Annotated in this window: 8 protein-coding genes; 2 read left to right on the forward strand and 6 right to left on the reverse strand. The window is 70.1% G+C overall.

Going from position 1 to position 8,551, the window contains the following annotated elements:
* Nucleotides 1–319: 319 nt before the first annotated feature.
* From ABGB08_RS36185 to ABGB08_RS36195, 3 genes are read right to left on the reverse strand one after another with little or no spacing between them, the layout of a single operon-like run.
* Entirely contained in the window at nt 320–1,105 is a 786-nt protein-coding gene (locus ABGB08_RS36185; RefSeq protein WP_347600061.1) for an SAM-dependent methyltransferase, read from the reverse strand.
* 54 nt (nt 1,106–1,159) lie between these two features.
* Nucleotides 1,160–2,494: a 3-deoxy-7-phosphoheptulonate synthase class II gene (locus ABGB08_RS36190; protein WP_347600063.1), complete on the reverse strand. Its 1,335-nt coding sequence runs from the start codon at nt 2,492–2,494 to the stop codon at nt 1,160–1,162.
* 11 nt (nt 2,495–2,505) lie between these two features.
* A complete protein-coding gene (locus ABGB08_RS36195) occupies nt 2,506–3,762 on the reverse strand; it encodes an FAD-dependent oxidoreductase (protein WP_347600065.1) in 1,257 nt (418 codons plus the stop codon).
* Nucleotides 3,763–3,898: 136 nt separating this feature from the next.
* On the opposite strand from ABGB08_RS36195, the gene ABGB08_RS36200 reads away from it, so the two are divergent.
* Nucleotides 3,899–4,462: a sigma-70 family RNA polymerase sigma factor gene (locus tag ABGB08_RS36200; RefSeq protein WP_155354177.1), complete on the forward strand. Its 564-nt coding sequence runs from the start codon at nt 3,899–3,901 to the stop codon at nt 4,460–4,462.
* Complete coding sequence (locus tag ABGB08_RS36205; protein ID WP_347600067.1) at nt 4,459–5,199, forward strand: anti-sigma factor; 741 nt, start codon at nt 4,459–4,461, stop codon at nt 5,197–5,199. Before ABGB08_RS36200 ends, ABGB08_RS36205 begins: the two co-directional genes overlap by 4 nt.
* Here the strand turns inward: ABGB08_RS36205 and ABGB08_RS36210 are convergent.
* The 3 genes from ABGB08_RS36210 to ABGB08_RS36220 all read right to left on the reverse strand — a co-directional run bounded on the left by ABGB08_RS36210 (nt 5,183) and on the right by ABGB08_RS36220 (nt 8,499).
* Nucleotides 5,183–6,169, reverse strand: a complete 987-nt coding sequence (locus ABGB08_RS36210; RefSeq protein WP_347600070.1) for an aminoglycoside phosphotransferase family protein — start codon at nt 6,167–6,169, stop codon at nt 5,183–5,185. The genes ABGB08_RS36205 and ABGB08_RS36210 overlap by 17 nt on opposite strands.
* Nucleotides 6,170–6,181: 12 nt before the next feature.
* The gene (locus tag ABGB08_RS36215) at nt 6,182–7,060 is read right to left on the reverse strand and encodes an aldose 1-epimerase family protein (protein ID WP_347600073.1); all 879 of its coding nucleotides are present in this window, start codon (nt 7,058–7,060) and stop codon (nt 6,182–6,184) included.
* A 137-nt stretch (nt 7,061–7,197) separates the two neighbouring features.
* Complete coding sequence (locus ABGB08_RS36220; protein WP_347600076.1) at nt 7,198–8,499, reverse strand: GH1 family beta-glucosidase; 1,302 nt, start codon at nt 8,497–8,499, stop codon at nt 7,198–7,200.
* Nucleotides 8,500–8,551: the final 52 nt, after the last annotated feature.

The following is an 8,551-nucleotide window of genomic DNA, read 5'->3' on the forward strand; positions in this document are numbered from 1 at the left end:
GCCACCTCGCCACGCCACCGGTGATCCCGCAGCCCACCCCCACCCAGCTCGATCTCCTCTATCTCCTCGGGGTGGATCCACGGCAGCTCCGGTGACGATCACAGACCTGCGGAAAACGGGGCTAGGAGTGGTAGCGGCATTCCGTTAGGTGCCCTTGGGGCCGGTTAGACCTTGAAGCCTGGTAGCTAGCGCGCCCCTCAGATCTTGAGCCGGTCAGATCTTGCGGGCGGATAGACCCTTGAGGCCCGTCAGACCCTTGAGGTCCGTCAGATCCTTGAGGTCCGTCAGATCCTTGAGGTCCGTCAGGCCTTAAGGGCGGTTAGAGCTTGCGGCCGACGCCGCCGAAGCCGACTGAGGCGTGGGTGTCGGGGAGGTAGGTGTCTGCGTCGGGGCGCCAGTCGCGGGGGGCGACCAGGCCGGGGTCGAGGAGTTCGTAGCCGTCGAAGAACGGGAGGATTTCCTCGTATTCGCGTAGGGCCAGGGCGGCTGTGGCCTTCTTGTAGATCTCCAGGGCCGCTTCGCTGACGTCGGGGATCGCGGGTGCGGCGTGGGTGAGGGCGAGGTAGCTGCCGGGGGCGCTCAGGTCCCGCATCTGGGCGACGATCTCGTACGGCTTGTCGGCTTCGTGGACGAAGTGCAGGAGCGCGAAGAGGAGGAACGCCACCGGGCGGTCGAAGTCGATCTCCTGGCCCACCTTGGCCAGGAGGTCGTCGGGCTGGCGGAAGTCGCCCATGACGACCTCCACGTTCTCGCCCCGGCTGAGCAGAGCCTGCCCGTGCGCGACCACGACGGGGTCGTAGTCGACATAGACCACCTTGCAGTCCGGCGCGACCCGGTGGGCGATCTCGTGCACGTTGCCCTGGGTGGGCAGGCCCGAGCCGATGTCCACGATCTGGCGGATCCCCGCCTCGGCGAGGCAGTGCACGGTCCTGGCCAGGAATGCCCGATTCTCCAGCGCCGCCGCCCTGACGTCGGGGAACAGACTGGCCATCTGCTCCGCGGCGGCCCGGTCGGCGGCGAAGTTATCCTTGCCCCCGAGGTAGTAGTCATACATGCGGGCCACATTGGGCGTATTCGGATCGACGCCGGGCGGCGGCTGGCTCATCGGTTCTCCCCTGACAGCGGAGTGACGATCATACGGCGAAATCCCGAAATATCGTCACTGGGCCCGGTAGAGTTCGGCGACCCGGAACGCCAGGTCGAGCGACTGGCCCCGATTGAGCCGGGGATCGCACGCCGTCTCGTACCGCAGCGCCAGATCGCCCTCCACGATCGGGTGGCCGCCACCCACGCACTCGGTGACATCGTCGCCGGTGAACTCGATGTGGATGCCCCCCGGGTGGGTGCCAAGCGCCCGGTGCACCTCGAAGAACCCGGCCACCTCCTCCAGCACGTCGTCGAGCCGCCGGGTCTTGTAGCCCCCGGCCGCCTCGAAGGTGTTGCCGTGCATCGGGTCGCACACCCAGGCCACCGTCGCCCCGCTGGCGGTGACCTTCTCCACCAGCATCGGCAGCGCCTCGCGGACCTTGCCCGCGCCCATCCGGGTGATGAAGGTGAGCCGCCCCGGCTCGTTGTCCGGGTTGAGCTTCTCGACCAGGGTGAGCGCCTCCTCCGGCGTGGTGGCCGGGCCCAGCTTCACCCCGATCGGGTTGCGGATCTTGCTGAAGAACTCCACGTGCGCCCCGTTCAGCTGCCGGGTGCGCTCGCCGATCCAGACCATGTGCGCGGACACGTCGTAGGCCAGCCCGGTGCGCGAGTCGATCCGGGTCAGCGCGTGATCGTAGTCGAGGATCAGCGCCTCGTGCGAGGAATAGAACTCAACAGTGTGGAATTCCTCGGGTTCGGCCCCGCAGGCGCGCATGAACGCGAGCGCGTGGTCGATCTCGCGGGCCAGCCGCTCATACCGCTGCCCGGCCGGGGAACCGGCCACGAAGTCCTGGTTCCAGGCGTGCACCTGGCGCAGGTCGGCGTAGCCGCCCTTGGTGAAGGCGCGGGCCAGGTTGAGCGTCACCGCCGAGGAGTGGTAGGCGCGCAGCAACCGGCCCGGGTCGGGGACCCGGGCCTCGGGGGTGAAGTCGAAGCCGTTGACCATGTCGCCCCGGTAGGCGGGCAGCTCCACGCCCTGCCGGGTCTCGGTGTTCTTGGAGCGCGGCTTGGCGAACTGCCCGGCCAGCCGCCCGATCTTGACCACCGGCACCCGGCCCGCGTAGGTGAGCACGATCGCCATCTGGAGCAGCGTCTTGAGCTTGTTCCGCACGTTGTCGGCGGTGGCCCCGGCGAAGGTCTCGGCGCAGTCGCCGCCCTGCAGCACGAAGGCCTCGCCCCGGGCGACCGCGGCCATGTGGTCCTTGAGCTGGTCGCACTCGCCGGCGAAGACCAGCGGCGGCAGGCCCTTGAGCTCGGCCACCACATGGTCCAACGCGGCCCGGTCGGGCCATTCGGGCTGCTGGGCGGCGGGCAGGTCACGCCAGGTATCGAGGTTCAGAGCGCTCACGACAACCCAGGTTATTGCACGGCGTCCACCGTCACCGCCCTCATGTCCACGTGGTGAGACCGTACATGTTCCGGCAGGAAGCCGAGTCCGACCACCCGCCCGGCCAGCCGCTTCAGCGGTCCGGGGATGTTTCTGGCCGCGCCGCCGAGGTCCTGGGAGAGCTCCTGGCCGGACAGGACCTTGGCGATGACCCGGTTCTGGACCTGCAGCTGCAGGAACTGGGTGGCCACCGTCGGGTACATCCGCCGCCGCTGCACCCGGGCCAGCAGCGAGTCCGGCACCGCGTCGAGCACCGGGCGCCTGCGCCGCTCGGCCTTCGCCATCGGCCCGGCCAGGATGTTGGCCGCCGCCACCGCGTCCTGCACGGCCAGGTTGATGCCGACGCCGGCGATCGGGGACATGGCGTGCGCGGCGTCACCGATGACCAGCAGCCCGGGCAGGTGCCATCGGCGCAGCCGGTTCACCCGTACGGTGAGCACGCTCACGTCGTCGAAGGTCAGCGCGTCCGGCTCGAGGAAGGGCACCAGACGCTTGACGGTGTCCCGGAAAGCGGCCACGCCGCGCGCCTTGAGCGCCTCGTAGCCGCCCTTCGGGATCAGGTAGGCCAGCTGCCAGTAGGTGTCCCGGTTGATCGCCGCGACGCCGACGCCGATGCCCGGCCGCAGGAACGTCTCCACCGGGTCGCCGTCGTGCCGGTCCAGCCGGAACCAGGCCACGTCCATCGGCGCGCCCAGCTCGACCGGCTGGAACCCGGCCACCCGCCGCAGGTCGGACCCCCGCCCGTCGGCCGCGACGGTGAGCGCCGCCCGGATCTCCCGCTCCCGCCCCTCCTCCCGGTACTTCACGCCGCGTACGGCGCCGCCGTCCCTGATCAGGTCGTACGCCTCCGCCCGCATGATCAGCCTGAAGTTGGGCAGCCGGGCGGCGGCCGCGGTGATCATGTTCAGGAAGTCCCACTGCGGCACCATCGCGACATGCCGGTACCTGGACGGCAGCCGCCGGAAGTCGGCCAGCGGCACCAGCTCCTCGCCGGTGTTGAGCGCCAGGAACGGCAGGGTGTGGTGCGGCAGCTTCTCGAACTCCGCCATCAGGCCCAGCTCGTCCAGGACCTGAAGGGTCGACGGATGGATGGTGTCGCCCCGGAAGTCGCGCAGGAAGTCGGCGTGCTTCTCCAGCAGGGTCACGTCGACCCCGGCCCGGGCCAGCAGCAGCCCCAGCATCGCCCCCGCGGGCCCGCCGCCCGCGATCACGCACGTGGTGTCGGTCATAATTCATCACCCCTTGAAATATGGTGTCACCCGCCGGTGGCCGACTGAAGCCGTCTACCCGGGAAAAATCCCGGCAACCCCGCCAATCCACGGGGACCCTGGTGGCGAATAGCCCAGTGTGAACGAGGTTGTGTCCATGCTCGCGGCGGGACGCGGCCCGGGGCTCGAGGAGCTGCTGGGCGAGGTCGCGCGCGGCGATGAAGCGGCGTTCGAGCGGTTCTACGACCGCGTCAGCGGCCAGGTCTTCGGGCTGATCCGCCGGGTCCTGCGGGACCGGGCGCAGGCCGAGGAGGTGGCCCAGGAGGTCCTGGTCGAGATCTGGCGCACGGCCGCCCGGTTCGACCCCGGCAGGGGGAGCGCCCTGTCCTGGGTCCTGACGATGGCGCACCGCCGCGCGGTCGACCGGGTCAGGTCGGCGCAGGCCGCCACCGACCGGGAGGAACGCGCCGCCCGGCTGGACAACGACGTCGCCTACGACCAGGTCGCCGAGGCGGTGACCACCCGGCTGGAGGGCGAACGGGTGCGTCGCTGCCTCGACGGCCTGACCGACCTGCAACGCCAGGCGGTCACGATGGCGTATTACGGGGGATACAGCTACCCGGAAGTAGCCGGGTTGCTCAAGGTGCCACTGGGCACAGTCAAGACACGCATGCGCGACGGACTGGTTCGACTGCGCGACTGCATGGGGGTGGACAAATGAACGACGACCTCCACACCCTCTCGGGGGCGTACGCGCTGAACGCACTGCCGCACCGGGATCAAGGGTTGTTCGAGGAACACCTGGCGCGCTGCGAGGCGTGCGCGGACGAGGTGCGCGGGCTGCGCGAGACCGTGGCGCGGCTGGCCGCGGGGGTGGCCGAGCCGCCGCCGCTGGCCCTGAAGCGGCGGGTGCTGGCCGAGATCGCGCAGGTGCGGCAGGAGCCGCCGAGGCCGGTCAGGACCGAGCGCGCGAACGTGGTGCCGCTGGCCCCGCGCTGGCGGTCCCGGCTGGCCGTCGGGCTCGCGGCGGCCTCGGTGGCCGCGGCCGTCACGGTCGGGGTGGTGGCGGTCAACACCGTCCAGCAGCGGGACCGCACGCTGGAAGAGACCCAGCAGCTGCTGGCTGCGACCCAGAACCTGCTGGCCGCGCCGGACGCCGTGGTCCGGCGGGTGCCGATGACGGGCGGCGGCGGGGCGACCATCGTGCTCTCGCCGCACCAGGGCAAGCTCATGTTCGCCTCGGACATGCCCGGGCTGCCGTCCGGCCAGACGTACCAGATGTGGCTGATCGGCCCGACCGGGATCCACTCGGCCGGCCTGGTGGACGGCGGCGGCGGGGTCAGGACGGCCACGCTGGCCGTTCCCGGCGAGGCGGAGCGGTTCGGCGTGACGGTCGAGCCCGCGGGCGGTTCCCGGCAGCCGACCACCACGCCGATCCTGCTCACGAAGCTCGCCTGAGCACCTCCAGGGCCCGGACCAGGCTCTCGGTGGCCAGCTCGCGGATCCGCCCGTAGGACTCCTCGGGATACTGCCGGGGGCCGTTCTCCACCAGCAGGATCAGGTAGAGATAGGCCCGGTAGAGCGCGACCCTGACCTCGGTGGTATGGGTGAACAGGCCGCGCCCGCCGCCCCCGTCGTGGTATCCGGCCAGCATCGGGTCGTCGCCCTGGATCTCGCCGAAGATCGTCGGGGTGACGAAGTCGGCGATCGGGTCGCCCCAGAACGCCCGCTCGTGGTCGATGAGCGCCTCGATCCTGCCGTCCTTGAGGAAGACGTTGCCGGGCCAGATGTCGAAGTGCACCAGATGGGGGGTGACGATCTCGTCCAGCGCGGCGGCGTTGGTGTGGAACAGGCGGGCGATCTCCAGGATGGTGGCGGGCAGCGGCGTGTCGTAGCGCACGGCGTCGTCCAGCAGCGCCCCGGCCATGACCAGGAACGCCTCCCGCCAGGTGCCGCCGGTGAGTCCCGCGTACGGGTAGCCGAACACGCCCGTGCCCGGGATCGTGTGCAGCGTGGCCAGGTGGCGGCCGAGTTCGAAGCGGATCTCGCGGTCCTGGGCGGGCTCCAGGGTGGCCCGGTTCCACGGCACCCCGTCCAGGGCGGCCAGGATCAGGTAGTCGCCGCCGATCAGTGCGTCGTCGAAACCCGCGTGCAGCAGCGCGGGGAGCGGCAGGCCGGTGCCGGCCGCGAGGTCGTAGACCATCGCCTCGGTGCGCAGCAGGTCCCGCTCGTAGGTGAGGAGTTTCAGGTCGGGTGGGGGGCCGACCTTGAGCACGACGTCCCGGCCGTCCTCCAGGCCGAGCCGCCAGACGGCGTTGGCGAAGCCGTCGGGTAACTCCTCGGAGGAGACCATCCCGACGCCCAGCGCGCCAAGCACGAGGGCGTCCAGTTCGGCGGCGGAGAGCCGCCGTTTCGTCCTGCTGTCCATAGGTGTGGGTTCCTAGATGATGGCGAGGGTCCAGGCGGCCTCGTGCGTGTCTCCGGGCTTGAGCACGATCAGGTCGGTGCCGGAGTTGAAGGCGTCCGGCGGGCAGGTCATGGGTTCGACGGCCAGCCCGCGGAAGTCGAGCCCGGTCCCGGTGCAGACCTGAACCCAGGGCAGCACCCGCGGGTCCCACGACATCTCCAGGCCGCCTTCCGGGCCGCGCACCCGCACCCGCCCGGCCGTCAGGTCGGTGAAGGCGTGGTCGATGGCCGTCTCCCCGATCTGGCGGGGGACGCGGTAGTCGTACGGCGTGTACGTGACGTCCTCCAGCGTCACGGGCGCGAGGATGTCGTTGACGAGCAGGACCTTGGCCGCGGGCAGATCCAGCTCGTACTCCCGCACGTCCGGGCCGGCGAGCAGCCACGGGTGCGGCCCGGTGCCGTACGGCGCGGCGGCCTCGCCCACGTTCTCGGCGGTCATGGTGGTCGTCAGGCCGTTCGCCGACAGGTCGTGCCGCAGCTCGAACCGCAGCCGGAACGGGTAGCCCGGCTTCGGCTCCAGCGTGTGGGTCAGCCGGATGAACGCGTGCTCGTCCTCGATGGAGGCGAACTCCACCGCCGTCCACGGCACGTCCGCGACGAACCCGTGCAGCGCGTGACCCCGGTCGGGCTCGTTGACCGGGAGTTCGAAGCACTCGTCGGCGAACACGTATCGGGCGCCCACCACCCGGTTCGGCCACGGCGCGAGCACCGCCCCGCTGTAGAAGGGGATCGGGCCGTCCTCCGGCCAGCTCGGCATGAGCTCGTGGCCGCCGCGCCAGAGGCCGTGGACGGCGCCGCCGAGCTCGGTGACATCGGCGCGATAGCCACCACCGAGAAGTGTGAACTGGGACACGGGGGTCCTTTCTAGGCATTAGCCGTACCTGAGGCGCGGCGGGACCCATATTAATGACAATTCCGGCAAGGCTGTGGGAGCGCTCCCACAGATTAAGGGGACTTTGATGGGATAGTCAACTAACTAGAATCAGGGGATCACCGCAGCTCTCCGGTCCTGATCAGGTCGCGGTACCAGTGGGCGCTGTCCTTCGGGATACGCTTCTGCGTCTCGAAGTCGACGTGCACGATGCCGAAACGCTGGGCGTAGCCCTCGGCCCACTCGAAGTTGTCGAGCAGCGACCAGACGTGGTAGCCCTCGACCCGCACGCCCGCCTTCATCGCGCGGTGCATCGCGGCCAGGTGCCCGCGCAGGTAGGAGATCCGGTCCTCGTCGGCGACGCGCCCGTCCGCGCCCGGCTCGTCGTCGGTGGCCAGACCGTTCTCGGTGATGACGAGGGGGACTTCGGGGTAGTCGCGCTTGAGGCGGACCAGGATGTCGTGGAAGCCGTCCGGGTAGTCCTCCAGCCAGCCCGCCTGCCGGGTCCGATGTTTGATCACCCGGCGCTGGTCGGGCCCGACGAAGATCGGCGTGTAGTATTGTACGCCGAGCAAGTCGATTGGCTCGCTGATCGTTGCCAAGTCACCTTCGCGGATATGGTCGCGGTCGGTCGAGAGGATCTCAATCGGGTAGAACCCCTTGAAGATCGGATCCAGGTAGAGCCGGTTTTCGACGGCGTCCTGCCGCACGGCCGCGTCCCTAGCCTCCTGGCTGTCCTCGGCCGGGTAGGTGGGGTGCAGGTTGAGGGCGGGGCCGATCCGGCGTCCCGGGTGTTGCTCGTGCAGTAGCCGGGACGCCAAGCCGTGCGCCAGCAGCAGGTGGTGGCAGGCCACCAGGGCGCGGTCCCCATCGGCGATCCCCGGCGCGTGCACGCCCTGCCGGTAGCCGCAGTCCACCACGGTCTTCGGCTCGTTGATGGTCAGCCAGTCGCGCGCGTGCAGCGCCCCGAAGACGATCTCCGCGTACTCGGCGAACCGGAGCGCCGTGTCCCGGCTCTCCCAGCCGCCCGCGTCCTGCAGCGCCTGCGGCAGGTCCCAGTGGAACAGCGTCACCATCGGCCGGGTGCCCCGATCGACCAGGCCGTCGATCAGCCGCCGGTAGAAGTCCAGGCCCTTCTGGTTGGCCTTGCCGGACCCGTTGGGCTGGATCCGCGGCCAGGCCACCGAGAACCGGTAGCTCTGCAGGCCGAGGTCGCGCATCAGGTCGAGGTCCTGCGCGTAGCGGTGGTAGTGGTCGGCGCCCGGGTCCCCGGTGTCGCCGCCGCGCACCTTCCCGGGCGTGGCGGCGAAGGTGTCCCAGATGGACACCCCCCGGCCGTCCTCCTTGGTCGCTCCCTCGATCTGGTACGCCGACGTGGACGCACCCCAGACGAAGTCACTGGGGAACCTCAGGGCGTTCATGGGCCTCCTAGATGGGTTGGCGCAGGCACTGACCGGTATCAGCAGGAATACG

It is taken from the genome of Acrocarpospora sp. B8E8, assembly GCF_039871605.1.
Taxonomy (GTDB): domain Bacteria; phylum Actinomycetota; class Actinomycetes; order Streptosporangiales; family Streptosporangiaceae; genus Acrocarpospora; species Acrocarpospora macrocephala.

Bases quoted from the DNA above. Each gene is read 5' to 3' on its own strand.
- ABGB08_RS36185 (WP_347600061.1), bottom strand. From the start codon at position 1,105: ATGAGCCAGCCGCCGCCCGGCGTCGATCCGAATACGCCCAATGTGGCC.
- ABGB08_RS36195 (WP_347600065.1), bottom strand. From the start codon at position 3,762: ATGACCGACACCACGTGCGTGATCGCGGGCGGCGGGCCCGCGGGGGCG.
- ABGB08_RS36200 (WP_155354177.1), top strand. From the start codon at position 3,899: ATGCTCGCGGCGGGACGCGGCCCGGGGCTCGAGGAGCTGCTGGGCGAG.
- ABGB08_RS36205 (WP_347600067.1), top strand. From the start codon at position 4,459: ATGAACGACGACCTCCACACCCTCTCGGGGGCGTACGCGCTGAACGCA.
- ABGB08_RS36210 (WP_347600070.1), bottom strand. From the start codon at position 6,169: ATGGACAGCAGGACGAAACGGCGGCTCTCCGCCGCCGAACTGGACGCC.
- ABGB08_RS36220 (WP_347600076.1), bottom strand. From the start codon at position 8,499: ATGAACGCCCTGAGGTTCCCCAGTGACTTCGTCTGGGGTGCGTCCACG.